This window comes from Polynucleobacter sp. GWA2_45_21 (assembly GCF_001830325.1).
In the GTDB taxonomy this organism is placed as follows: domain Bacteria; phylum Pseudomonadota; class Gammaproteobacteria; order Burkholderiales; family Burkholderiaceae; genus Polynucleobacter.
Map to the genome: position 1 here is coordinate 676210 of NZ_MHZG01000001.1, position 24708 is coordinate 700917.

Here is a 24708-nt window from a genome sequence, read left to right on the forward strand (position 1 = left end):
TAAACGTCGACTAGGGAATTGCAACATAGCGCTCCTCCACTTTTCAGACAAGGCGTTCCGGCTTTAGTAAAACTGATTGTCTGTCTATCGATCAGCATCGCATTGATGTTGATCGATTTTCGCTTTAAGGCACTGGATCCAATTCGCAGTAACGTCAATTGGTTGTTGCGTCCACTCGAGTATGTGATGATGATGCCGCGTAATGCATATGAAGCAACATCAGAATATTTCACCAGCCGCGGAACGCTTGATAAAGAAAATCAAGAAATGAAAGTGCGGCAAGCAGAACTCTCTTTGCTCGCCAATCAATCAGAATTTCTTCTTGTAGAAAATCAAAACCTGCGACAGTTAATGGACCTGCAAAAGCAAGTGCCATTCAAAACATTGCCTGTGGAAATTTTATTTAATCCACCCAATCCGATTTCTCAGCGCATTGTGATTAATCGCGGAAGTAATGATGGCCTCAAACTAGGCAACCCCATCGCCAATGATTCCGGAATCCTTGGTCAGGTAGTGCGCCTGTACGACAACTCCGCTGAAGTTTCTCTGCTGGAGGATCGTGACTTTGCCGTCCCTGTACAAGTAGCACGCAATGGCTTGAGAGCTGCAGTATTCGGCGCAGGACGGGGCAACCCCCTTGAGCTTCGCTATCTACCGGTAGCAAGTGACTTAGAAGTCGGTGATGTGCTCATTACCTCTGGTATCGATGGCGTTTATCCGCCTGGCTTTGCAGTGGCAGTGATTAGCCGGATCGAGCGCAATGCCGACAAAAACTCTTCTAATGTATTTTGCGTACCGGCAGCACCAGTCAATCGCTATCGCCAGGCCCTTGCCCTTCTCTATGATCCGCAATGGGATGCTAAGGCGTCTATCGCCACCAAGCCCGGTGCGCCACTGACCAATACTCCAGGTCGCCGCCAAACTCGTGCGCGAGGCATGCAATGATTGACTTTCAAAGCGGCTATATTCTGCGTCCGGTCAATCCGGTCTTTATCTATTTCAGCTTGTTTTGTGCGTTGCTGCTAAACCTATTGCCTATTGGTAACTATGATTGGGTTCCTGACTGGCTCATTATTTGCACCGTTTTTTGGAATATCCACCAGCATCGATATGTGGGCGTGATCATTGCCTTCATTCTTGGTCTACTAATGGATGTTCACAACTCTGATCTTTTGGGTCTTCATGCATTTAGCTATTCATTGGTGGCTTACATTGCCATATCTTGGCATCGACGAATCATCGCCCTGCCAGTGCTAACGCAAGCCCTACATCTTTTACCAATCTTTTTATTGGTTTCTTTGTTTCCAGTGCTGGCCCATTGGCTCTTAAGTGGTGAAGTCTATTGGTGGGCACTTACTGGAGCTATTCAGGCTCTCATTGAAGGGCTCCTATGGCCCATAGCAACACGTATCCTGCTATCACCTCAACGTCGACCAATTGACGTTGATCACAATCGTCCGCTTTAACGCGTCACATGGTTTCTTTTAAAAAACCAAATCTCGATTCGTTTCAAGAGCGCATTCATATTGCGACCTTGTTTGTTACTTTTTGCTTCCTATTGCTAATTACGCGATTGGTTTGGTTGCAACTAGTCAGTCACGGTAAATACGCCCTATTAGCAGAGAACAATCGCATTGCCCTAGTTCCAGCACCAGCCAATCGGGGCCTCCTCATAGACCGCAATGGAATCGTGATTGGTAGAAACTATTCAGCGCTGACTCTAGATGTCAATGCTGAAGAAGTTAAAGGCAATGTTGATGATCTGATCGATGAACTCTCCCAAATTGTGCTGATTTCTCCTAGAGACCGTCGAAATTTCAAGCGCTCACTTGAAGATTCTCGAAAAATGGGTACATTTCCGCTTAGATCGATGCTTACCGAGGCCGAAACAGCCAGATTTATGGCTAATCGCTATCGATTTCCTGGTGTTGAGATCCGCGCCCGTAGCTTCCGAGAGTACCCCTATAACGAATTAGCATCCCATTTAATTGGCTATATCGGGCGCGTTTCTCAAAAAGACAAAGAGAAAATGCAGGTGGAAATTGAGAACTCCAAAGCAGATGATCCGGATGCTTTGCAGACTTCTTTTTTGCCGGGCATTCAATACGTTGGAAAAATTGGCCTAGAGCAAAGCTATGAATCGGTTCTTCGCGGAGTGCCAGGATATGACCAGGTAGAAATTACTGCAGGAGGCAAACCAGTACGCACACTCTCTAGCTCACCTTCAATACCCGGAAAAAATGTGGTGCTGTCAGTTGATATCAAACTGCAATATTTAGTAGAGCAGCTCTACGGAAATTTCCGCGGTGCATTTGTAGCGATTGAACCTGAGACTGGCGATATCCTAGCCTTTGTATCGAAGCCCAACTTCAATCCAAATGACTTTGTTGAGGGTATTGATTCGGTGACGTGGAAAGAGCTGAATGAATCCCCACAAAAGCCACTCTATAACCGCCCGCTAAAAGGAATTTATCCACCGGGTTCTACATATAAACCATTTATGGCGCTCGCAGCTTTAGAAACTAAAAAGCGCACACCATCACAGTCAATCTCTGACCCGGGTTATTTTGAATTTGGTAATCACACCTTCCGTGATGATAAAAAAGGTGGGCACGGTATCGTTGATATGCAAAAGTCCATTGTTGAATCTTGCGATACTTACTATTACTTGTTAGCTCGCGATATGGGCGTCAACATGATGCATGACTTTATGAAGCCGTTTGGTTTTGGGCAAATCACTGGCATCGATTTGCAAGGTGAATCCAAGGGCGTTCTTCCATCCACTGAATGGAAGAAAAACACTTTCAAAAAACCAGAGCAGCAAAAATGGTACGAAGGTGAAACAATTTCTTTGGGCATTGGTCAGGGATATAACGCATTTACCATTTTGCAACTGGCTCATGCCATGGCAAACCTCGCTAACAATGGCATTGTGATGAAGCCGCATCTAGTGAAGGCAATTGAAGATCCGTTTACAAGAAATCGTACGCTCACAACCCCAAAAGAAAGTTATCGCATTGACCTGGTTCCTGAGAATATTGAGACCATCAAAAAGGCCATGGTTGAAGTGAATATTTCTGGAACCTCTGCTTCTGTTTTTAAAGGAACAGGTTATCAAGCTGGGGGAAAAACTGGAACGGCACAAGTGTTTAGTTTGAACTCAAAAGAGTATCACCACGGATCTACAGCAGAATTTTTGCGAGACCATGCTTTGTATGTAGCTTTTGCACCCGCAGATAAACCTACGATTGTGATTGCAATGGTTGTTGAGAACGCTGGATTTGGAGCGCAGCATGCTGCGCCGATTGCACGTAAAGCGCTTGATTTTTATCTTGAAGGTAAATGGCCCAAGGAGATTCCTGAATGGAAAAGAGCGCCATAGGCAAAGTAAAAAAAATATTTTTCAGTATTTTTAGCGGACTTGATCGACAGCTAGGCCTTATTTTACTTGGCTTGGCAGGAATTGGATTTATTATATTTATATCTGCAAGTCAAAATACGCCCGTTCGATTTGAAGACGAGCTTCGCAACTTAGCGCTTTCATTTGCAGTGATGTGGATTGTTTCCCGCATTCCACCAAAATGGTTAGAGATGGCTGCCGTTTGGATTTATGGGATTGGAGTTGCACTACTCATCGCAGTTGCCATATTTGGATTAATTAAAAAAGGTGCGAGGCGCTGGCTCAATATTGGTTTTGTAATTCAGCCCTCAGAGTTAATGAAGATTGCCATGCCACTGATGCTCGCATGGTATTTTCAAAAGCGAGAAGGCATACAAAAATCCTGGGATTATGGCGTGGCCGCGATTATTCTTGGCATACCAGTACTTCTCATTGCCCGCCAGCCAGACCTAGGAACTTCATTATTGGTTTTTGCAGCAGGCATGTATGTGATTATTCTTGCCGGTTTACCTTGGAAGTGGATCTTGCCATTCATAGGCATTGGAGCCCTCGGAATTATTCTGATTATTATTTTTGGCAGCACTATTTGCGCGCAAGATGTCGTGTGGCCATTTGTACATACCTATCAAAAGTATCGAGTGTGCACCCTGCTTGATCCAAGCAGTGATCCGCTCGGGAAGGGCTTCCATACGATCCAGTCCATGATCGCAATCGGTTCGGGTGGATTTTTTGGCAAAGGCTGGTTTCAGGGTACGCAAGCCCACCTTGAATTTATTCCAGAAAAACATACCGACTTTATATTTGCCGTGTACTCTGAAGAATTCGGCCTGCTAGGCAATCTAGTCTTGATAGCACTTTTCTTTGCCTTAGTTAAACGAGGTCTAGCCATCTCCGCCAGCGCGCCCAATTTATTTACACGACTACTAGGCGCATCAGTGACGATGATTTTCTTTACTTACGCCTTTGTCAACATTGGCATGGTCAGCGGCTTGTTACCAGTTGTAGGCGTTCCACTACCCTTTATTAGCTACGGAGGCACTGCTTTAGTAACGCTGGGATTTGGTGCCGGCATTTTGATGAGTATTCATCGCCACCGAAGATTGGTGCAAAGCTAATAATTCAGATTCAATATTTGCACCAAAGCTTTAGCTTATCTATAGAAACAAAAAAGCCCGGCATGCCGGGCTTTTTCATCAACAAAGCAAGAATTACTTCTTACGCTTGTTAACTGAATCTTTAAATGCTTTACCAGCAGAAAACTTAACAGTTTTAGCAGCAGCAATTTTGAGTGGCTCGCCAGTTTTTGGGTTGCGACCCATGCGTGCAGCGCGCTTACCAGAAGCAAAAGTACCGAAACCGATCAGTTGTACTGAGTCGCCTTTAGTAACAGCTTTAATGATTTGCTCAATAGCAGAATTCAATGCAAATTCAGCTTTGGCTTTTGAGATCTCAGCGTCGTCAGCAATCGCTGCGATTAGTTCTGCTTTGTTCAAGTGAAGCTCCTTATAGATATTGATGTCAGCGCACCTTGCGCTTACATGATTTTAACCACAAAAAATTACAAAAATAAAGCTGCGTCACAGCAATTTTTTTATTGCCGCTTTTTACTCTTCTAGAACTGTCACATCTGACACAAAATACTCGGTGTCACCAAAGCAAGTGGTTGGCAATCCAATGTGCTGATCGTACTTAAGTGCAACTTTTTTGCCCAAATTGGCATTAATTTTTTGCGCTACAGCATCTTCACGTACCGTAAAGAGGAATTTTTCTGACATAGTTCCCGGCATAGACACCATCGCCAGCTCACCCTCCCAAGTTTTGCAAATATAGCCCCGATTGGAAAATTTCTGAACATAACCAGCACGCTCACCACTGCCATAGCTCCAATTCAGCATAATCCAGGTATAAGCTGCTAAACCCGCTAGGCCTATCAATACAAGGCTTAAAAGCCATTTTGCGAATCCATTCATACAGTTTTCCTTAATAAATCATCTTTGCAGCCCTAATTAGGTGCATTTACCACGGCCTCTTTTGACCATAGCCAACATTTGAGCATATTCATTACAAAAATAGGGGTGAAATGGCGCTCCATCCAAATTAAAATACTAGTGTTAACGCTAATTGGTAAACCTCATGGAACTTCGTCATCTTGTCTTTTTGATCTTTGTTGTCTCAGCTGTTTATGTTTATTTCAGAGGCAAGGTCCGATTTGGCTTAGTGCGCTCATTAACAGACTATCAAGTACTTTTAGCGCCAATTAATAGCCTGCTCTACTTATTCTCAAAAACCAAGGCTGGGGCATTTATTCCAGTTGCCGACTTTCCTGAAATGAAGCCGCTTCAAGATAACTGGCAAATCATTCGTGATGAAGCTCTTGCCCTAAATGCAGATGGTGCCATTGCAGCCGCTACCGGATATAACGATATTGGCTTTAATTCCTTCTTTCGGACGGGCTGGAAACGCTTTCACCTCTATTGGTATGGCAAGGAAATGCCATCCGCACAGCTTAATTGCCCGAAAACTGTCGCCCTCCTGAAATCCATCCCCTCAATCAAGGCAGCAATGTTTGCCTCGCTACCCCCTGGAGCAACACTAGTACGCCACAGAGACCCTTATGCAGGCTCACTACGCTATCACATTGGCCTAGTCACCCCAAATGATCCCAAGTGCTTTATTGACGTCGATGGTGAGCGTTATTTCTGGAAAGACGGCGAACCAGTGATGTTTGACGAAACCTATATCCACTATGCAGCTAACGAAACTGACCACCAACGCATTGTCTTGTTTTGTGATGTTGAGCGGCCAGTTCACACTAAATTGGTGCAATTGCTCAATCGCTGGTTCGGGCGCTATGTAATGAGTGCCGCCTCCTCACAAAATGTTGAGGGAGAGAAAGTTGGATTTGTAAATATTCTCTTTAAGTATTTTTATCACCTCAGAGCCCAGGCAAAAAAGCTGAAAGCGAAGCATCGCAGCGTTTATTACGTCGGAAAATGGGTGCTGATATTAGGGATTCTGTGGGCGATATTTTGGTAAACCTTAGGGGCTTAGCACTTCAATAATTTGCTCTGGGGTGATCGAGCCCCAGATTTCTACCCTCTTAATGCGGCTACTTTGACCCGATAAGAGTTGAATTTGCTTTTGGGGCACTCTTAACTGCTTGGAAAGCCAAGATAAGAGCATCTCATTTGCCCTGTTTTCAAGCGCAGGGGCCTGCAGAGATATCTTGAGACAGCCATCATGAAGACCAACTACCTTGGTCAGCTTTGCACCTGGCTGACAATGCAAATTAAGGACAATGCCAGTGGGGGTTTGTTTTAACCAAATAGGCATCATAAGAATACTTTAAACTCAAAACATGATTATGAAGAACTCCAGCGCCTTAGACCAGCTATTTGCCAATAATCGCGAATGGGCGGAAGCCATGATCGCCAAGGATGCTAATTTCTTTAAGCGCCTAGTTTCTCAGCAAGCGCCAGAATATCTTTGGATTGGCTGCTCAGATAGTCGTGTTCCTGCTAATGAAATCGTAAATCTTCTTCCGGGTGAATTATTCGTTCACCGAAATGTTGCGAACGTAGTGGTGCATACCGATCTCAATTGTTTGTCTGTAATTCAATTTGCAATTGATCTTTTAAAGGTCAAACATATTTTGGTTGTTGGTCATTACGGATGCTCTGGTGTGCACACCGCAATGGCAGATAGGCGCATAGGCTTGGCCGATAACTGGTTACGTCACGTCAAAGATGTGCATCAAAAACATGAGCGCTATCTTGGCGAAGCCATCCCAACCCCCAAACGTCAAGACCGCCTATGCGAACTGAATGTGATCGAGCAAGTTGTTAACGTCTGTGAAACCACGATTGTTAAAGATGCCTGGGCTAGAGGGCAAGAGCTCACTGTTCATGGGTGGGCTTATCGACTAGAGACTGGATTGGTCAATGATCTAGGAATGTCGATTAGTTCAGATGAAGAGGTGAATATTCGCTACGCCAAATCATTGACTCGTTACAGCTCAGAATAAATTCTGTTTTGTTTAAAAACCTTTCAAACTACTCTGGGGTAGCGCTCCTCAGATTTCTGGTATCACTCCCGTACAAGACCCTGGTCTCTGTTGGCTATGGCTTAGGCTACCTAGCAGCGCATATTCCCAATGCTCGCAATCGTGTAGTCCAGAAAAATTTAGAGCTTTGCTTTCCTGAGCTGAACGCCCAAGAGATCGATCAACTTCGCAAACAACATTGGCGACTGCTTGGTCGTAGTCTAGTAGAGAAAAGCATCATTTGGCTCGGCAGCAAAAAACAGCTTGCCGATATGATTGAAGTTCGATCAGAAGTTGATCTAAAGGACGGGCAACCGCGCATCCTAGTCAATATGCATTTCATTGGCATTGAAGGCAGCATTATTTTGAGTGCGCTTGCTGACGATAAAGGCTGGCCTCGCACGTCTGGATTTTTCCAGAGAATGAAAAGCCCCTTCTTCAATAAGAAAATTATTGAGTGGCGCAATCGCTTTGGTGGAAACTCGATTGATCGCCAAGGTAACACTATTGAGCTGATCCGAGAAATCCGCAAGGGCAGCTTCATCATCATTGCACCTGATATTGACTTGGGCCTGAAAGACTCTACTTTTGTACCCTTCTTTAATATTCAAACTAATACTATTACTGCTGTATCACGGCTCGCCAAAATCACGGGGGCACAGGTCTGCATGATGATCACGACTCTCAAGCAGAATGAGGCTGGCTATGTTTGCTCAATCAGTAAGCCGCTTGAAAATTTTCCAACTGAGAATCCAGAAGTAGATACCGCGCGCTTAAATCAAATTTTTGAACAAGAAATAAGGCTCAGGCCTGCTGAATACTATTGGGTCCATAAGCGCTTTAAAAATAGGCCCTTTAACGAAGCCAGCCCCTATTAAACCCATTCAGCATTCATCTACTCAGAACCTGGTCTTTATTAAAGTAATTGCCCGATAATGTAGCCATGGAAGAAAAAATTCGTGTCTCCAAGCTACTCTCTGAACTAGGTCTATGCTCCCGTCGTGAAGCTGACTCTTATATTGAGCAGGGCCTGGTAACCGTAGATGGCGAAGTAGTCAATGAACTAGGCTCTCGAGCTTTTCGTCATCAGAAAATTGAGCTGCAGTCTGGAGCTAAAGCGCAGCAGGCATCCAGGATTACCGTCATCCTCAATAAACCAGTGGGCTTCATCTCCCACTACGATGATGAGCAAGAGTATCAACCCGCCGCTTCACTCATTACCCCAGACAATTACTTTGCTAGCCCGCTTGATAAGGGGCGTAACCCTCGCTTTAATACCCGAGGACTTGCACCTGCGGGGCGTCTCGACATCGACTCTACTGGCATGCTGGTATTAACCCAAGATGGTCGTATTGCCAAGCTTCTGATTGGTGAAAACAGTCCTATTGAGAAAGAGTATTTAGTCCGGGTTGAAGGCGCTCTCTCTTTTGAAGATTTAGACAGGCTAAAACATGGCCTGGAATTAGATGGGGTTGTATTAAAGCCAGCCCAAGTGAGCTGGCAGAACGAAGACCAGCTTCGATTTGTTCTACGAGAAGGTCGCAAGCGTCAAATTCGGCGCATGTGTGAGATGGTTGGCCTTCGAGTTTTAGGTCTGAAGCGTGTCCGCATGGGCAGAATTTCTCTGGGCGCCCTGCCGCCTGGAAAATGGCGCTTTGTGAGGCCTGAAGAGCAATTCTAAGAAGCCCTCCCGCTTATAATTCTGTCAATTAGATTAAGCGCAGAATTACCATCGATACCATTACCTCCAGCACTCCCGGCGCAGAAGTTTTAAGACGCCGTAGCTTTGCCATCATCTCTCACCCAGATGCTGGCAAGACCACGCTTACTGAAAAACTCTTGCTATATGCAGGTGCCATTCAGATTGCTGGCAGCGTCAAGGCTCGGAAAGCCAGTCGCCATGCGACATCTGACTGGATGGAGATCGAGAAACAGCGTGGCATTTCTGTAGCTAGCTCAGTAATGCAAATGGAGTATCGCGATTGCATTATTAATCTGCTAGACACGCCGGGCCACCAAGATTTCTCGGAAGATACTTATCGCGTTTTAACTGCGGTTGATTCCGCCCTGATGGTGATTGATGCTGCGAATGGTGTCGAATCACAAACCCTACGTTTGCTTGAAGTCTGTCGTGCACGCAACACGCCAATCGTCACCTTCATCAACAAGATGGATCGCGAAGTAAAGCCGCCCATGGAGCTGATGGATGAAATCGAAACTGCACTAGGCATTGAAGTAGTTCCTTTTACCTGGCCTGTAGGCATGGGCAAATCATTTGCGGGTGTAATTGATATTGCCAAATCCCAAATGCGCATGTTTAAAGCAGGTGAAGATCGCGTAACTGAAGATTCTCATGCAATTGTTGGCGTCAATGATCCAGCGCTAAAAGAGCGTCTAGGTACTGATCTTGAAAACGCACTTGCTGAAGTGGATCTCATTCAAACTGCAATGCCCGCATTTGATCTGGAAGCTTTTTTGGCGGGCCGCCAGTCACCGGTATTCTTTGGCTCAGCCATTAATAATTTTGGTGTGCGTGAGATTCTAAATACTTTAGTGGAGCTCGCACCATCACCAGGCTCACGCAAAGCCTTGCAACGCGAGGTGAGCCCCGCTGAAAATAAATTCTCTGCAGTAGTTTTCAAGATTCAAGCCAATATGGATCCGGCCCATCGAGATCGCGTTGCCTTCTTACGCATCTGCTCAGGCCATTTTCAACGTGGCATGAAACTCAAGATCTGCCGCAATGGCAAAGAGGTGCGCACCAACAATGCATTATCCTTCTTGTCACAACGCCGTGATATCTTAGATGAAGCCTTTCCTGGTGACATCATTGGATTACCAAACCACGGTCTTCTCAGACTAGGCGATACACTCACCGAAGGTGAACAATTGCAATTCACAGGTCTACCATTTTTTGCTCCAGAAATTTTCCGCATGGTTGAATCTGCCGATCCATTGCGCTCAAAACAACTGCGCACAGGCTTAATGCAACTTGGCGAAGAGGGTGCGATTCAAGTATTCCGCCCAATGACTGGCGGCACGATGTTGCTCGGCGCTTTTGGGCAACTACAGTTTGAGGTTGTGAGCCATCGCCTGCAAACTGAATATGGCGCTGAAGTACGCTTGCTACCTGCACGCTACAACTTAGCACGCTGGGTCAGCTCAGATGATCCTGTAGCACTCAAAAAATTCATTCAAGAAAATATTCACCGCATGGCAGAGGATGTTGTGGGGGCCTCTGTATTTTTGGCTAGTCATAAATCCGAATTAGATGTAGCTCAACAGCGCTGGGAATCTATTCAATTCCATGCACTAAGAGAACATGCAGGCCTCATCTACCAATCAGACCTTGCTGGCTAAGTCTAGCGAGGACTAGATGTTGGCCAGTTACAGTCAAATACCGCAACTAACTGAGTGTCACTTTTTCTAAACGACGCAGTCTTGCCGTATTGAGCGCAATACGCATTGGCCTTTGGTGTTAACGATGCAATGGATTCACCATCACTAATGAGAAAGGTGACATGGTTTGAATCTGATGCATCTGTGTAAACCGCAGCACAGGCACCGAGGCTAAGCACGCTCAGTAACAAAAAATATTTAAGGTAAGACATGCGAGTCCTCATGTTCAGCAAACGTATTGGAGCTAATTTCAGATTAGGTGCACTCATTAGATCTAATCATAGCGCCTGAACGGCTTAACTGTTATTCTGATTTGTGATCACTATTCCGCGCCCTACTTAGGGGAGTCTGCTGAGCAAGCTCAGAGGTTCATCATTCCAAGACTCAAGGAAAAATTATGGCTGTTGGCCAAAATCAAAGAAATAGAAAAAACGACCCTATGGTTAGCAAAACCGGCAAAGCTAAATTGGGTCCACTCACAACAACTCAATTAAGCAAATTGCTTGAATCCAGCACTAAGCCTAAAGAGAAGGCAAAGATTCAGAGGGCCATCAATAAGCGACCTCCAGTCGCGGCACCAACAGCTGAACCTATCGCAGCATAAGTACTAAGCCCCGAAATTACCGGGGCTTTTTCTTATGTACTATGCTCTTATCATGACAGTATCTCCGCAAATTCATTCAATTCAAATTGCCTCTCGAGCGGGCGAATCGATGATGCAACTTGCACAAGCCAATATCGTTGCTGGCAAAGGAATTGAGGGTGATCGCTACGCACTAGGCATAGGTGCATTCTCTAAAACCAAACCCAAGATTCGACATATTTCTCTCATTGCGCTTTCTGGCATTGAGGATGCCAATCAACAGCTCCTTACCAAACAATATGCAGTTTTTAGTGAAAGTGATGCCCGCAGAAATCTCGTTATTAGCAATATTTCTGCAAGTGAGCTTAACGATCTGGTTGGTAAGATTTTCTATTTAGGTAGCCTTGCGTTTAGGGGCACAGAATTGTGTGTGCCCTGCCAGCGACCAGCCAATCTACTCAAAAGGCCTGATTTCCTGCATGCATTTGATAATAGAGGCGGCATTAGAGCGGAGGCACTCGAGTCCGGATATCTTATCCCCGGAGATCTCCTCCACTTTTCAAAATCCGAAAGAAGTTAACTCGACTTATTATTGCCATATGCCAACAACAACACTCTGCCTGATTCGCCATGGTGAAACCCCCTGGAATGCCGAAAGACGATTGCAAGGCCACACCGACACCCCCCTTAATCCCAAAGGTATATTACAAGCACGTCAAATGGCTCAAGCACTTAAAGACATTAATCTCAAATTTGATGTCTTGTATACCAGCGACCTGAAAAGAGCGGTTGATACTGCAAATGCTGTGGTTGAATTATTTGGAGTGGAAGCACAAATCGATAGCGCCTTACGAGAGCGCAATTTTGGCGCACTTCAAGGGCTATCAATTACTGAAGCCCCACTGCTGCAGCCCGATATATGGCAAGCGCATATTGCTCGCGACTTAGATCATGATCTCGCAGGTGGCGAAAGTATTCAGCAGTTTGCAGTTCGCGTACAAAATGCCCTGGACAGAATCCAAGAGCGCCATGCTGGTAAAACTATTTTGGTGGTGAGTCATGGCGGCACACTCGACATGATGTATCGCATTGCAAGCAAGCAATCTCTCAGCGCCCAGCGAATTGTCTCGGTACCAAATGCATCATTAAATTGGATTAGCCATGAAGAAGCCAGTGGCTGGACAGTAGAACAGTGGGCAGATACTCGCCACTTGAAAGGCCCCGCTCTAGAAAACGTTGACCTCTAAGTAAAAAGTCACCTGATGGTGACTTTTTACTTGGCAGAAATGATTTATTTTCTGATATGTGCGTGACGAGCAGCATCTTGTGACATGCCCTCACCCTTTGGCTTGCCTTCAAGCGCTTCTTTTTCAGCAGTAATTTCTTTGCGGCGCTCTTTACAAGAACCAGCAATCTCTTGTAAAGCCTTACGAGCTCTAGCAGCAGAAGCTTTAATCCCTTTACCGTGGAATTTTTCATTCTCTGATTGGTATGTTTCGAAAGCGGCAATTAATTTGTCATGATGGGACATATTTTTCCTTATGAATAATTGAAATAATCAGCTTAGAAACACTTTAACCCAATATATCAAAATCACTACAATTTATTTCGTCCAGCGATTAATTATTGCCTTTAATTTTTCTGGGCCCAGCTCAGAAAGATACAAATTAAAGTCATCCCTCAATTTGGAGCCTTTTTTAAAGGCAAATCCTAGATTATCAAATCCAACTACTTGGTAGCTACTGCTCACCGGGAGATTTAATGATTTTTGATAACTCTGCAACATTACGCTATCCACAAATACCAGGTCCACATTGCCATTTTGTAAGGCAATCAAGGCCTCTGCGGGTGATGGATATAGCTTTACTCGGCCTAAGGAGTAATACCCTTTTGGCTGCAACACATCTTTTACATAATCATCAAAGACGCTACCGGTGGGATAAGCAATAGTGTATTTTTTTAACTGAGATAAATCGGTAATCTTGATATGGCGATTTTGCAGGCTAATTAAATCCCAAGTGCTAGTGAAATATGGCTTGGAAAAATCTATCACTTCTTTGCGTTTATCTGTAATAGATATCCCCGAGAAAGCGACATCGGCTTGCCCACTAGTTACAGCGCCCAACATGCCCAGCCAATCATATGCAGTCATTTTGAATGTGCAGCCCCGGGACTTGCAGTAGCCTTCAAATATCTCCAAATCAACGCCCGTATATTTGCCATCTTTCTCAAATAGCATTGGAGGGATAGCAGGCGACACAGCAACCTTAATCACATTAGACTGCTCCTCTTTGGAACATGCACTCAGCACAAATAGGCTTGCTAACAATATCGATATTATTCTGACTATTCTCATGATGTATTCAGCATTCAATTGGATGAATGATCTTATCAAGAATTGAATGTAAAAAACCACCCGAAGGTGGCTTTTACTTTTTAATGCCTACTTTATAGCTATTACTAGCCAGCGCTTACTTTTTTAGCAGGTACGTGACTCGCTTTACAGAAGTCCACAATGGCATCTGCAAATTTCAGATAGCGCGCATTTACCAGCCGCAGTTCGCTTAACTCCGATACGCCTTTTGACACTTCATGCTTAAACGAGGCATCCTCATAGCCTGGATGGTATGGGGCTTCCTTAGTGTAGATATTGCTCATATTGTTTGCCTGATTCAGTAAGATTTTTAATGGTCCCAATACGGGGAAATTGCTAATGCGCTCTTACTGATTTAGCTTGGGGCGGTATTCATGCAGGACTCCTAACATGCGCGTGCGCATTAAATGCGTCACTCGCTTGCCGCTCCCCCTGTCCTTGATACCTGAGAGATTCACACTAAGTCCTAGCTTAGTGCTTGCTCCTTCGGTGCACCATTAAAATGGTGGCTCTCCAGACGGCTGTTTAGGATAAGCAGTACCTTCCTAGTGGGTACCTGAGCGTTCATGGGAGTTTGCGCCTTCGGTGGAGGCCAATAGCCTCTCTCTCCTGCTTGTGCTTAGTATATCTCGTGAACTTATTTTTGTAATGCTGGCTTACACCTAGTTCAATGACTGACGAGAAATTAATTGACCTTCTTAATTTCTTTAATGCTATTGCCTTCGCCCAGCAGCACAATCTTGGGGACATGCTTTGCAATCTCATCGTTGCCGACTTGTCCGTATGTGCAAATAATCAGATGGTCGCCAACATGTGCTTTACGTGCAGCAGCGCCATTCAAAGAAATGATCCCGGAGCCACGCTTTGCTTTAATGATGTAAGTTGAGAAACGTTCGCCATTGTTAATGTTGTAAAGCTCGATCTTTTCGAACTCACGCATATCGGCAGCATCGAGTAAATCTTCATCGATTCCACAAGAGCCTTCGTAATGCAAATCCGCCTCTGTAACGGTTGCTCTGTGAATTTTTCCCAACAACATAATGCGATTCATACGATTTCCTCAAGAATTAAAAGCGCGCCTCTTCAAGCATTTTTAGCGGCTATCTTGCCATTTTCTCAAATTTTTTTGCAATTACACCAGTAAAAAACCCCGCTTACACGGGGCTTTCTGTTTGGCTATTATCTACTAATTACTTAGCGCGGCTTTTTGCTGCCTTAGTAGCCTGCCCAAATTGACCTTCTGCAGTCTTCATTGCTGTTTCAACGCTTTTCTCAAAGTTTGCAAAAGCGTCTTGAGCAGTTGAACGCACTTGATCAAAGTTTTGCATTGCCGTGTTAAATGCAGACGTAAATGCGCTTACATATGCTTCTGAGCCAGCAGGCGCCTTGGAGGTGGCAGTCGCTACAAAGCTCTTCAAGTCATCTTGTGATTGATCAATGGCGGCTTCTACAGCTTCAACTAATTCTTGGTTTCCGCGACGCAATACTGCGGCCACTTTTTTCTGATAAGCAGCAACCTCAGCAACCGCCTCTTGTACTTCTGGGCTTTGCAGGAGGTCTAAGGCTGCTTTGGCATCTTTGCCCTTTAACAATTCAGCAGCCTTAGCTTGCGCATTGGCTACAGCTTGTTGAGCTGCCTGGTAATTGATTTCTGCCAGCTCTTGAGCATTCTCGAGAGCAGTTTGACCTAATGCGCGGGCGCTTTCTACGGATTTAGCTTGATTTTCTGCGAATTGATTTTTGAACATGATATTTCCTTTGAGGGTTATTTGTTGCACTGCACCATATTAATAGCTTATTTTGGGCTTAGCAAGGAAATATTGCTGCAAAGCAACATATAATCCTGTCAGTTCAAGTAGTTTGTTACAAAAACAGCATTAAACCTCGCTTTAGAGATGTTTTGCTTTATCTAGTTCAGAAATTAATAGTTATGTGTCGTAGATTCATTGTGCTTCTGCTTTTCTGCATTCCGCTGATCTCCTCACACGCAGAAAGTGCCTCCGAGTGGTTTCAAAATACGACAAATCACCTGGAGTCCATTTGGGATAAAGGTGGAAATGAGCTTTACGTTCCCCTCTATACGTACCACATGCCTTATGCGTACTCCCAAGACAAAATCAATCAATACACCGAATATCCGATGGGTATTGGTTTTGGCAGAGGCTTAGTAAACAACAGCGGTAATTGGGAGGGCATTTATGGGATGACCTTCAAAGACTCACATGGAATTTATCAGTACATGGTCGGCTATGGCTGGATTCCAATGTGGAACATCGGCAATAGTCCCGACTGGAAGTATGGTGTTGGAGCAACTGCCTTCATCATGTCGCGCCAAGACATCATGAACTACATCCCCTTCCCTGGCGTACTCCCCATTGCCTCCATCAGCTACAAAGATCTCAGCATTCAGACTGCCTATGTGCCTGGTGGGCAAAACGTCGGTAACGTCTTGTTCACTTGGGCTAAATACAATTTGCCCTAAATATAACTAAGCAGGATGGTTTTTTAAGTAGTTGATCACCCAAGCCGGATCACTATCGCTTGGAAAAATGGGGTAGTGAGTCGCTTCAATCACACCATGATTCACAATCAAAGTAATGCGCTTTAGCAAAGTCATTCCAGCAGCAATAAAAGTAGGTAGCTGCAACGCCTTCTGAAATTGATAACCCTCATCACTCAATACCGCAAACGGCAAATGCAAGCGATCCGACATCTCCTTTTGGTATTCGGTAGATTGCACACTCAAGCCAACCACCTCTGCGCCCAAAACGCGTAACTCTTGATAGTGATCTCTAAACGAACAGCTTTGCGGAGTACAACCCCTTGCCCCCGGTATTTGATCCCAACCTTCTGGCAAAGCAACGTTCGGCTGACCTGTCATCGGGTAGCAGTAAATCACCAGGCGGCCCTTACTCTCGCCAGGGTTAAATTGGCCACCGGTGGTGGTCTTCAAGGCAATGGAAGGCAAGCGCATGCCTATCAAATGAACGGCAGCCCCATCATCCTGAGGAATGGGTAAGTCGCTAGGTAATTCATTGAAATTGGTCATAGTCATATTTATCTAAGCCAGACTAAACATTACAGCTTGCATGCCGTCTTTTGGGAGGATCTTCTCTGGGACGCAATTTCAGCCATAGACTCAAACTGTCGGCGCACGATGTTTTTGATGAAGAAATCGATTATTGCTGATGGCACCATCGAATTTGGCTCAACCTGTGCATCGTATTTAAAGATGGTGGAATCTTTCTCCGCTGAAAGCCTCCAACTTCCTTTGTAATATTTTGTATCGCCACTGAGCTGCTCAAATAGCAATGCCTTGTTAGGAAACTCCACATACTCCAACTCGGAGCGCATCTCAAAGGGGATGAATAAAATTCTTTCTTCGAGCAAGCGGGCCACCTTCACTTTATTGCCAGATCTAGAGATTACTTTTGAATCTACGATTCCAGGCAAACTTTTAGCACCCTCATAATCAGTAATAAATGCAAAGGCTTCGCATGGAGTAATTGGCACCTCATAGCTTGCATTCACTTGAAAGCGATCTCCTGCCCTAGTGACAGCAACCCTTAAGTCGTAAGAATTAGATGCATCTTGCGCAAAGGTAATACCAGATACTGCAATCAGAAAACAGCTGAGAAGTCGCTTCATTCCAATAGTGTAGAGGTTAATAAGACTGCTTAACGCTCATCACCAAGAAGAATTCAGCTCTTATTCCGCCGCTGAGCGCATTAACCTCAAGAGTTCAACATCATGCTCGGGCAGGCCATCCAATACGCCGGTGAGACTTGGCATCTTTGCAATAATTTCCTTTGCCAAGAAAAAGCGCATTGACCATGCAGGAAAACTTCTTTTTTCAATTTCTTCCAGCTTCAATAAGCGCACTTGCTGATGACGTGGATCTCGCTGAATTTTTTCCCATATTGTCATGACCTCCGTGCGAGGCCCTTCTAATATTTGGCCAAAATGCTGGTTCTCGTAGAAGAGCACTCCCGATAAGCCTAATTTTTGATTAAGTTGCGCAGCCTGATCGGTAAGGCGCATCAATGCCAAGACACCCATATCCTGCGTTGCCTTGCTGATATAGCTCACAGAAATTAATTGGGACTTGCTTATCTTCTTATTTTGGGATCGAATCTAGCGAATCATAGATATTAGCTTTTGATATGACTTCAATCAATGCTGATTTACCCGAAAGGCTGAGAGCTGCAGACAAGTCATTAAGAGCGCCTCTAACTCACCTAACCTACTTAGTTATCTAATAATTAGATTAATAAGTTCATATTAATTCATTGGACGAATCGATTGATTGGGAACAAGATGACTTCATCGCAACACACCAGGAAGGGAGTTAAAAATGAAAATTCAAAATAAATTAGCTGGGATCGCGGAAGGCTTGTACTTTCTCAATCATCAGCATGAAAGTAGCTTACTAAAAATATTGAAGCCAGAGACTATCAAAGGGAGTGAATCATGAACATTCTGATCGCATTCATGGCTGGTGAGTAGATGGCTCAGCCAAACCCGAACAAATAATTGCTTTATCAGTTAACCTGAGTTGGTCAGGTTACTAAACCAAAAATGATTTACCTACAAGGAGATCTAAATGACATCACAAGGAATGTGCCCAGTTGCTCACGGAGCCAATACTGAATCCAGTAATACCCCAATGGCATGGTGGCCAAAATCACTTAACCTCGATATTCTTCATCAACAAGATACAAAGACAAACCCGATGGGGCCGTCTTTTAACTACCGAGACGAATTGAAAAAACTCGATGTAGCTGCACTCAAGCAAGACATGAAAGAGCTGTTGCTGAATAGCCAAGACTGGTGGCCAGCAGACTGGGGTCACTATGGCGGGCTCATGATTCGTATGGCCTGGCACTCTGCTGGTAGCTATCGGATTGCAGATGGAAGGGGTGGCGCCGGCACTGGCAATCAACGCTTTGCGCCATTAAATTCTTGGCCAGATAATGCGAACCTAGATAAAGCGCGTCGCCTCTTATGGCCTATCAAAAAGAACTACGGCAACAAAGTAAGTTGGGCTGATCTCATGATCTTGGCAGGCACTATCGCTTATGAATCTATGGGGCTCAAGACATTTGGTTTCTCATTTGGTCGCGAAGATATTTGGCACCCAGAAAAAGACATCTATTGGGGATCAGAAAAAGAATGGCTCCAAAAAAGTGGTGGTGAAGGAAGCCGCTATTCCGGTCAGCGTGACTTGAGTAATCCATTGGCAGCAGTGATGATGGGTTTGATCTATGTAAACCCAGAAGGCGTAGATGGCAATCCTGATCCCTTGAAAACCGCTCAAGACATTCGGGTTACTTTTGCTCGTATGGCTATGAATGATGAAGAGACTGTTGCACTAACTGCTGGTGGACATACTGTTGGCAAAGCACACGGCAATGGGAATGCGGCCAACCTTGGTCCTGCACCAGAAGGCGCACCGATTGATGAACAAGGCCTGGGCTGGATGAATCATAAAACTCGTGGTGTTGGTAGAGATACTGTCACCAGCGGAATTGAAGGCGCCTGGACAACAAACCCAACTCAGTGGGATAACGGTTACTTCCACTTACTCCTTAACTACGAGTGGAAGCTGACTAAAAGTCCAGCAGGCGCTTGGCAGTATGAGCCCATCAATATCAAAGAAGAAGACAAGCCAGTCGATGTTGAAGATACCTCTATTCGCTGCATGCCCATGATGACAGATGCGGATATGGCGATGAAGATGGATCCAGAATATCGCAAGATCTCAGAAAAATTCTATAAGGATCAGGCTTATTTCTCTGAAACCTTTGCACGCGCTTGGTTCAAGTTAACTCATCGCGACATGGGACCAAAAGCAAGATACTTCGGGCCAGATGTTCCTAAGGAAGATTTGATTTGGCAAGACCCTGTACCAGCAGGTTCAAAAGACTACGGTGTCGAAGCCGTGAAAACAAAGATCAAGGCTAGCGGCTTATCGATTAGTGATCTAGTAGCAACTGCTTGGGATAGCGCTCGTACTTATCGTGGGTCCGATAAACGCGGTGGTGCAAATGGCGCACGCATTCGTTTGGCACCTCAAAAAGACTGGGCAGGAAATGAGCCAGATCGTTTGGCAAGAGTGCTCTCCATCTACGAAACAATTGCCAAAGAGTCAAGCATCAGCATTGCTGACACTATTGTGCTTGGCGGCAATATCGGCATTGAACAAGCTGCCAAAGCTGGAGGGTTTGACGTAAAAGTGCCATTCACTCCAGGTCGTGGAGATGCAACTCAAGAAATGACAGACGTAGAGTCATTTGAAGTTCTTGAGCCACTGGCAGACGGCTATCGCAACTGGTTAAAAGAAAACTACGTTGTCACGCCAGAAGAAATGCTCTTAGACCGCACACAGTTAATGGGGCTCACTGCCCAAGAGATGACTGTGCTGGTTGGCGGTATGCGTGTTATTGGAACAAACTATGGTGGAACCAAACATGGCGTATTCACAGAAAGAGAAGGTGCATTAAGCAATGATTTCTTCGTCAATCTCACTGATATGAATTACCAGTGGGAACCTACTGGTCGTAATAGCTACGATATTGTTGAGCGTAATACAGGAAAGGCGAAATGGACTGCTACTCGAGTTGATCTGGTCTTTGGCTCTAACTCTATCCTGCGCGCCTACGCAGAAGTATATGCACAAGATGACAACAAAGAAAAGTTTGTAAATGACTTTGTTGCGGCTTGGGTCAAGGTAATGAATGCAGATATTGCAAATTAATTACCGAGCTTAGGAAGTTTGATAAAGGGGCGAATTTCTGCCCCTTTATTTTTTCCAATTTGATTGACAACAGTTTTTATAGTTTTTTCATTTATGTAACAAATTGATCTCGTTCGCCTTCCTAAGATTATGGGCTTATTCAAGAAATTGATCTCCAGCCAACGCACATTACTATACTGAGACATTACTATTCCTGATATGCGAGTGATCACGCCATGGACTTAATCGCAATTGTTGTTTCCCTCGGTCTATTGATGTTGCTCGCTTATCGCGGCATGAGCGTACTGATCTTAGCGCCAGTCATGGCTCTCTTAGCGGTCCTGCTGAGTGGCAACCCTGGTGATCTATTGCCCGTTTATACCCAAGTATTTATGAAGGCCATGGGTGGCTATCTTATTCAATACTTCCCACTCTTTTTGCTAGGCTCTGTATTTGGCAAGTTGATGGAATCTTCAGGCTATGCACTAGTGATTGCAAATGGCATCACTCAAAAACTAGGTTCTCAGCACGCCCTTTTAGCGGTGGTCTTAGCTTGTGCCATTTTGACGTATGGCGGCGTATCTCTATTTGTAGTCGCATTCATGATGTATCCGATTGGCAAGTCACTGTTTGAACGCTCAGCTATCTCACTCAATCTTCTTCCCGGCGCAATTGCTCTTGGCGCGTTCACCTTCACCATGACCGCCCTCCCTGGAACACCGTCTGTACAAAACTCAATTCCAAGTCCTTTCTTTGGAACAGATGCATTTGCAGCACCGGGCTTGGGCTTGATTGCTAGCTGCGTCATGCTAGGTTTTGGTACGATGTGGCTCAATCGTCAAAAACGTTTACTCGGCAAAATACCTGCTAAGCAAGAAGATATGGCAGTGGATTTTCAGCCATCAGAAAAGATGACGGCTGATCCCAAAAATATTTCATTTCAGCTGGCTATTGTTCCTATTTTGCTCATGGGCCTGACTAACTTGTTAATGGCTAAATGGTTTTTGCCCAACTGGCGCCCCGAGTTTTTGCAAAACAATACTTTTAGCATTACCTCGCTCTCATCCCTTGCTGGAATCTGGGCCATCATCATCGCCCTAAGCGTGGGTATTTTATTTATTTATGCACTGCAAGTGATTTTCGCCAAACAAACTGCAAGAGCAAATGAGGCAATTAATCAGGGCTCTATTGGCTCCATGCTGCCAATTTTGAATACAGCGTCAGAGGTTGGATATGGCTCAGTCATTGCAAGCTTGGGTGGGTTTATTCTGATTCGAGAATTTGTTCTCAGCATTGCGCCCGGTAACCCCCTCATTAGTGAAGCTGTTGCCGTTAATGCGCTAGCGGGCATTACAGGCTCAGCATCCGGCGGCATGTCCATTGCCCTACAGACGCTTGGTGCCGACTACTTAGCCAAGGCAGTTGCCCTCGGAATCAGCCCCGAGATCCTTCACCGAATTGCTGTGATGGCCTCAGGCTGCATGGATACACTTCCCCATAATGGTGCTGTAATTACTCTGCTTGGAATTTGCCAACTAACCCACAGAGAGGGTTATCGCTACATTGCGATGGTGACTATTGTTTTCCCATTAATTGCTTTAGTTTTAGTGATTACTCTAGCCTCACTCTTTGGTAGCTTTTGATCGGGGCCGTCCTTCGCTAGCTCGCAATATCCCTTAAATAACTTCTAGCACCTTGCTTAAGGAATTGCCCTCAAAATTTGGCTTCTCACCAATTTCTTCAAAAGGATGGCCGAGACGATTAACCCAAAACACATCAAACCCAAACCACTTTGCAGCCAGGGCATCCCAAGCATTACTTGACACAAAAAGAACTTCTTCTTTGTTGACTGGAAATGCTTTTAATAAAAGCTCGTAAGCTTGTGGGGCTGTCTTAAATAACCGTATATCTTCAACCGTAATAACTTGATCCAAATAGGGCATCAACCCATTGCCCTTAACTACTGTTGCTAGCATCTCTCTGCTGCCATTCGACAAAATTGCTGTAGAAATTCCTTTACCTTTAATTGTCTTGAGAACTCTCAAGCTGTCTTCAAAACTAGTGAGCTTCGCATACTGGTCCATCAAGCGCCTCTCATTGTTCTTGGTGAGATTTAAGTTCATACGCTTGCAAACGTAATGTAATGAGCGAACTGTTAACTCCCAAAAGGGAAGGTAATGCTTGCTACCGTCGGGACTAGGGTCACTCATAGTGACGAGGCGGGTGTATTCAATTTGGCGATCACGCCACATTAAAGCGAAGGCTTGGCCATTGCCGGGAAATAACTCTTCCGCCAACTCTCCCATGGAATAAACATCAAACAATGTGCCGTAAGCATCAAAGGCTATGAGCTTATACATGTAGTCTCCTCATTATTGGTATTTGCTTGTATTGTCGTTTAAAACGACACTGTCTGAAGATGTCTTATCCAAGCTCTGACTCACTAAATGCATCTCTCATATACACAGGAAGGTCAATTGATGGCGGCCTAAAGCCTGACTGATAAAACATATCTCCGATATGGCCACGATGAAATGCTTTGTGATTACAAACATGAATCAGAATGTCGCCTCTTGTCATTTCTCCGGCGCCACCATCAACAAATAAAAAGCTAAGCTTTTCATTGATGAGTGGCTCAGTCATCAAGTCAGCATACTGGATATACCAATCGCCTGTTTCATTTAACTTTTCAGTTAGAGCCCCCAAAGAATCTGGTGACTCTGTTGTGCGAGACTTAAACCCATGATCTTTTCCAAGCAGATGAGCTTGCCAGATTTGATCAACAATGGCCACGTGGGCCAAAGCAAAAGACATTCCACCAAATGCCGCGGCGCGCTTTTTGATTACCTCATCTAATGGCAAGGCAGCAATCGCATCCAAAAGCATATTGTTTGCCCACTTGTTATAGCGTGTAAGCATGCGGATATTGCGAACAGCAGACATATAGCGCCCTTTAAGTCAGTAAGCACAGTCTAGGCTATCAAACCCTATGCCCAGAATTCTTTAATTTTTAGTGCTTCAATTTTTGAACGGTCATAGCCCGTTCGTAATGCCCCAGTAATTTGTTTGGGGTCAAGCAGATCAACCCCCTTAGGTGTGCCAGCCACTATCCACATCACCTTTGTACCGGTCAACTTTATATCTTCAATATTTTGAGCAATCGGGTGCGGGATTGTTGTCAAAATTGCCCCCGTTACACCGTCAGTTAAAGTAATAATTAACGATCTCTTAGATCCAGCTACTAAATCTACGTGGGCTGGGTTAGAACAAATCCCACCATCCATCACATAACGCTGACCCAATAATGTTGGCCCAACAACCCCCGGCAATGAGCTACTTGCTGCCGCACCATGTGCCAAAGGAATATTATTTTTTCTAGCGGCCTGCTGACCAACAACAATTCGCTCACCTGTGTAGCAATCTATTCCTGTTGTGAACATCCGGCTAGTTGGCCAATCTTTTTTACTATCGCCCGTCAATAATGCAGCTACCTTTTCAACACGCTCACCGTTTAATTTATTGTTGGCAGCTAATGCGGCATGACCAATTACCCTACGAGTTTCAATACTGCCATCCGTTGCGCTCATATTGATTTGATCGGCCCTCATTTGGCTGATATCGGGCTTGGTTACTGGAGCAATCTTGGCAAAAATCTCCGGAAACTTTCCAAAAAAATCAAACTCTGCCCGCAAGCGGGCAAACTCACCCGAGAGCAATGAGGAGCCCATATAAGAACCAGCAGAAGTTCCAACTACCATCTCAGGAAGCTGAGTCATATCCAGCCCCGCCTCCATCAGGCCATGAAAAAATCCGCAATACCAAGCGATGTAATACTCTCCGCCGCCGCCAAGCACCATGGTTCGATCAAGACCCTTTGCCAATTTAGAAACTGTAGGCTTTGTGGCAATTGACATTGCCAAACCATCATCGGTAAATAGTTTTTGAGAAATTTCATGCGCCTTTAGTTCGATACTAGATTTTGGCGGCTTTGACTGAGCGTAAGCAGAATCAATACTAGGGCTAGAGGCGGCGCCAATAGCAACAGCACCCACAGCAGATGTTTTTAGGAAATTACGGCGTGATTGTTGTTTCATATCAGATCCATATGTATTTCACTAATTTATAGCAGATCTCCAAATCAAAAAGCTCGAATGTGATTTTGCTATTTCTTGGT

30 protein-coding genes and 1 riboswitch are annotated in these 24708 nt (G+C 44.8%); of the genes, 15 read left to right on the top strand and 15 right to left on the bottom strand.

Translation table 11 applies throughout. The features are described 5' to 3' along the window. Positions 1–18 precede the first annotated feature (18 nt). From mreC to rodA, 4 genes are read left to right on the top strand one after another with little or no spacing between them, the layout of a single operon-like run. Positions 19–945: a rod shape-determining protein MreC gene (gene mreC / locus A2X74_RS03410; protein ID WP_293628055.1), complete on the top strand. Its 927-nt coding sequence runs from the start codon at positions 19–21 to the stop codon at positions 943–945. Further along, complete coding sequence (gene mreD, locus A2X74_RS03415; RefSeq protein ID WP_293628053.1) at positions 942–1466, top strand: rod shape-determining protein MreD; 525 nt, start codon at positions 942–944, stop codon at positions 1464–1466. The genes mreC and mreD overlap by 4 nt, the downstream gene beginning before the upstream one ends. Positions 1467–1474: 8 nt before the next feature. Next, positions 1475–3382 (top strand): penicillin-binding protein 2, encoded by a 1908-nt coding sequence (gene mrdA, locus A2X74_RS03420; RefSeq protein WP_363925304.1) that lies wholly within the window; start codon positions 1475–1477, stop codon positions 3380–3382. After that, positions 3364–4515 carry a rod shape-determining protein RodA gene (gene rodA, locus A2X74_RS03425; RefSeq protein ID WP_293628051.1) on the top strand — a complete coding sequence of 384 codons (1152 nt, stop codon included), beginning with the start codon at positions 3364–3366 and terminating at the stop codon, positions 4513–4515. Before mrdA ends, rodA begins: the two co-directional genes overlap by 19 nt. Before the next feature lie 93 nt (positions 4516–4608). On the opposite strand, the gene A2X74_RS03430 is transcribed toward rodA, so the two are convergent. Both A2X74_RS03430 and A2X74_RS03435 read right to left on the bottom strand, forming a co-directional pair. After that, positions 4609–4911: an HU family DNA-binding protein gene (locus A2X74_RS03430; protein WP_353055748.1), complete on the bottom strand. Its 303-nt coding sequence runs from the start codon at positions 4909–4911 to the stop codon at positions 4609–4611. A 93-nt stretch (positions 4912–5004) separates the two neighbouring features. After that, positions 5005–5370, bottom strand: coding sequence for a hypothetical protein (locus tag A2X74_RS03435; RefSeq protein WP_293628049.1), 366 nt, complete (start codon positions 5368–5370; stop codon positions 5005–5007). Between the two features lie 163 nt (positions 5371–5533). On the opposite strand from A2X74_RS03435, the gene A2X74_RS03440 reads away from it, so the two are divergent. Beyond that, positions 5534–6436 (top strand): aspartyl/asparaginyl beta-hydroxylase domain-containing protein, encoded by a 903-nt coding sequence (locus A2X74_RS03440; protein WP_293628047.1) that lies wholly within the window; start codon positions 5534–5536, stop codon positions 6434–6436. A 3-nt stretch (positions 6437–6439) separates the two neighbouring features. Here A2X74_RS03440 and A2X74_RS03445 read toward each other — a convergent pair whose 3' ends face one another. Further along, a complete protein-coding gene (locus A2X74_RS03445; protein ID WP_293628045.1) occupies positions 6440–6733 on the bottom strand; it encodes a DUF167 domain-containing protein in 294 nt (97 codons plus the stop codon). Between the two features lie 25 nt (positions 6734–6758). Here A2X74_RS03445 and can point away from each other — a divergent pair, with 25 nt between their 5' ends. From can to A2X74_RS03465, 4 genes are all read left to right on the top strand, one after another. Further along, positions 6759–7424, top strand: a complete 666-nt coding sequence (gene can / locus A2X74_RS03450) for a carbonate dehydratase (RefSeq protein WP_293628043.1) — start codon at positions 6759–6761, stop codon at positions 7422–7424. Between the two features lie 8 nt (positions 7425–7432). Then, complete coding sequence (locus A2X74_RS03455; protein WP_293628041.1) at positions 7433–8320, top strand: lipid A biosynthesis acyltransferase; 888 nt, start codon at positions 7433–7435, stop codon at positions 8318–8320. Between the two features lie 65 nt (positions 8321–8385). Then, positions 8386–9123, top strand: coding sequence for a pseudouridine synthase (locus A2X74_RS03460; protein WP_215334090.1), 738 nt, complete (start codon positions 8386–8388; stop codon positions 9121–9123). A gap of 50 nt (positions 9124–9173) precedes the next feature. Next, complete coding sequence (locus A2X74_RS03465; protein ID WP_293628574.1) at positions 9174–10802, top strand: peptide chain release factor 3; 1629 nt, start codon at positions 9174–9176, stop codon at positions 10800–10802. A gap of 2 nt (positions 10803–10804) precedes the next feature. On the opposite strand, the gene A2X74_RS03470 is transcribed toward A2X74_RS03465, so the two are convergent. After that, entirely contained in the window at positions 10805–11110 is a 306-nt protein-coding gene (locus A2X74_RS03470) for a hypothetical protein (protein ID WP_299764443.1), read from the bottom strand. A 128-nt stretch (positions 11111–11238) separates the two neighbouring features. On the opposite strand from A2X74_RS03470, the gene A2X74_RS03475 reads away from it, so the two are divergent. The 3 genes from A2X74_RS03475 to A2X74_RS03485 are packed head-to-tail and all read left to right on the top strand — an operon-like array spanning position 11239 to position 12671. Next, positions 11239–11445 carry a hypothetical protein gene (locus tag A2X74_RS03475; protein ID WP_293628037.1) on the top strand — a complete coding sequence of 69 codons (207 nt, stop codon included), beginning with the start codon at positions 11239–11241 and terminating at the stop codon, positions 11443–11445. 52 nt (positions 11446–11497) lie between these two features. After that, positions 11498–12004: a sulfurase gene (locus A2X74_RS03480; RefSeq protein ID WP_293628035.1), complete on the top strand. Its 507-nt coding sequence runs from the start codon at positions 11498–11500 to the stop codon at positions 12002–12004. Between the two features lie 19 nt (positions 12005–12023). Continuing rightward, positions 12024–12671: a histidine phosphatase family protein gene (locus tag A2X74_RS03485; protein ID WP_293628033.1), complete on the top strand. Its 648-nt coding sequence runs from the start codon at positions 12024–12026 to the stop codon at positions 12669–12671. 44 nt (positions 12672–12715) lie between these two features. Here the strand turns inward: A2X74_RS03485 and A2X74_RS03490 are convergent, their stop codons facing one another. From A2X74_RS03490 to A2X74_RS03510, 5 genes are all read right to left on the bottom strand, one after another. Next, positions 12716–12955 (bottom strand): hypothetical protein, encoded by a 240-nt coding sequence (locus tag A2X74_RS03490; RefSeq protein WP_015422196.1) that lies wholly within the window; start codon positions 12953–12955, stop codon positions 12716–12718. A gap of 72 nt (positions 12956–13027) precedes the next feature. Beyond that, positions 13028–13699, bottom strand: coding sequence for a transporter substrate-binding domain-containing protein (locus tag A2X74_RS03495; protein WP_293628031.1), 672 nt, complete (start codon positions 13697–13699; stop codon positions 13028–13030). 185 nt (positions 13700–13884) lie between these two features. Further along, entirely contained in the window at positions 13885–14082 is a 198-nt protein-coding gene (locus A2X74_RS03500; protein WP_293628029.1) for a hypothetical protein, read from the bottom strand. 138 nt (positions 14083–14220) lie between these two features. After that, a riboswitch (glycine riboswitch) is annotated at positions 14221–14325 on the bottom strand. Between the two features lie 158 nt (positions 14326–14483). Continuing rightward, the gene (gene panD, locus A2X74_RS03505) at positions 14484–14849 is read right to left on the bottom strand and encodes an aspartate 1-decarboxylase (RefSeq protein ID WP_293628027.1); all 366 of its coding nucleotides are present in this window, start codon (positions 14847–14849) and stop codon (positions 14484–14486) included. 139 nt (positions 14850–14988) lie between these two features. Further along, positions 14989–15546, bottom strand: coding sequence for a phasin family protein (locus tag A2X74_RS03510; protein ID WP_293628025.1), 558 nt, complete (start codon positions 15544–15546; stop codon positions 14989–14991). 200 nt (positions 15547–15746) lie between these two features. Between A2X74_RS03510 and pagP the strand changes: the two genes are divergently transcribed. Beyond that, positions 15747–16280 carry a lipid IV(A) palmitoyltransferase PagP gene (pagP, locus tag A2X74_RS03515; protein WP_299764450.1) on the top strand — a complete coding sequence of 178 codons (534 nt, stop codon included), beginning with the start codon at positions 15747–15749 and terminating at the stop codon, positions 16278–16280. Positions 16281–16286: 6 nt separating this feature from the next. Here the strand turns inward: pagP and A2X74_RS03520 are convergent, their stop codons facing one another. From A2X74_RS03520 to A2X74_RS03530, 3 genes are read right to left on the bottom strand one after another with little or no spacing between them, the layout of a single operon-like run. Next, positions 16287–16847: a peroxiredoxin gene (locus A2X74_RS03520; RefSeq protein ID WP_293628021.1), complete on the bottom strand. Its 561-nt coding sequence runs from the start codon at positions 16845–16847 to the stop codon at positions 16287–16289. A gap of 29 nt (positions 16848–16876) precedes the next feature. Next, the gene (locus tag A2X74_RS03525; RefSeq protein WP_293628019.1) at positions 16877–17446 is read right to left on the bottom strand and encodes an SRPBCC family protein; all 570 of its coding nucleotides are present in this window, start codon (positions 17444–17446) and stop codon (positions 16877–16879) included. A 60-nt stretch (positions 17447–17506) separates the two neighbouring features. Next, positions 17507–17887, bottom strand: coding sequence for a BLUF domain-containing protein (locus A2X74_RS03530; RefSeq protein ID WP_293628017.1), 381 nt, complete (start codon positions 17885–17887; stop codon positions 17507–17509). A gap of 514 nt (positions 17888–18401) precedes the next feature. Between A2X74_RS03530 and katG the strand changes: the two genes are divergently transcribed. Next, a complete protein-coding gene (gene katG / locus A2X74_RS03535) occupies positions 18402–20555 on the top strand; it encodes a catalase/peroxidase HPI (RefSeq protein ID WP_293628015.1) in 2154 nt (717 codons plus the stop codon). 215 nt (positions 20556–20770) lie between these two features. Then, positions 20771–22177 carry a GntP family permease gene (locus tag A2X74_RS03540; protein ID WP_293628013.1) on the top strand — a complete coding sequence of 469 codons (1407 nt, stop codon included), beginning with the start codon at positions 20771–20773 and terminating at the stop codon, positions 22175–22177. 33 nt (positions 22178–22210) lie between these two features. Here the strand turns inward: A2X74_RS03540 and A2X74_RS03545 are convergent, their stop codons facing one another. From A2X74_RS03545 to A2X74_RS03555, 3 genes are all read right to left on the bottom strand, one after another. Further along, positions 22211–22894, bottom strand: coding sequence for a haloacid dehalogenase type II (locus A2X74_RS03545; protein WP_293628011.1), 684 nt, complete (start codon positions 22892–22894; stop codon positions 22211–22213). Positions 22895–22958: 64 nt separating this feature from the next. Beyond that, positions 22959–23477 (bottom strand): DinB family protein, encoded by a 519-nt coding sequence (locus A2X74_RS03550; protein ID WP_293628009.1) that lies wholly within the window; start codon positions 23475–23477, stop codon positions 22959–22961. 44 nt (positions 23478–23521) lie between these two features. Next, the gene (locus A2X74_RS03555; protein ID WP_293628006.1) at positions 23522–24628 is read right to left on the bottom strand and encodes a patatin-like phospholipase family protein; all 1107 of its coding nucleotides are present in this window, start codon (positions 24626–24628) and stop codon (positions 23522–23524) included. Between the last annotated feature and the right edge of the window lie 80 nt (positions 24629–24708).